A 303-nucleotide genomic window follows, 5' to 3' on the forward strand; every position below is an offset into this window, starting at 1 on the left:
GTTAATCTCTGTATCCAATGCGGCCACTTCCGCTTCAAGCGTCTGAAGATCCGTCGGATCCATTTCGCTTGCCACTGCTAGATTGACTTTGTTTTGAATCAGGTCTTTAAACAAATTCCGGGTTTTCTGGTCCAACTTACTTTCAAATTTTCCCGTGCTTTTTCGCCAGACAAATGAATACTTATTGGCATCGGCGAGGATTTTAGTGCCATCAATGAAAATTGCTTCATCACTTAACAGCTTGTTATCAATCAATGATTGGCGGAACTGCAGATACATGAGGGCAATTAACTTGGTGGTTTG

1 pseudogene is annotated in these 303 nt (G+C 41.9%); it reads right to left on the bottom strand.

What is annotated here, in order from left to right:
• Nucleotides 1-303, bottom strand: a pseudogene (locus tag LPKJCM_RS13120) (IS5/IS1182 family transposase); the annotation flags it as partial.

The organism is Lentilactobacillus parakefiri (genome assembly GCF_002157585.1).
GTDB lineage: Bacteria > Bacillota > Bacilli > Lactobacillales > Lactobacillaceae > Lentilactobacillus > Lentilactobacillus parakefiri.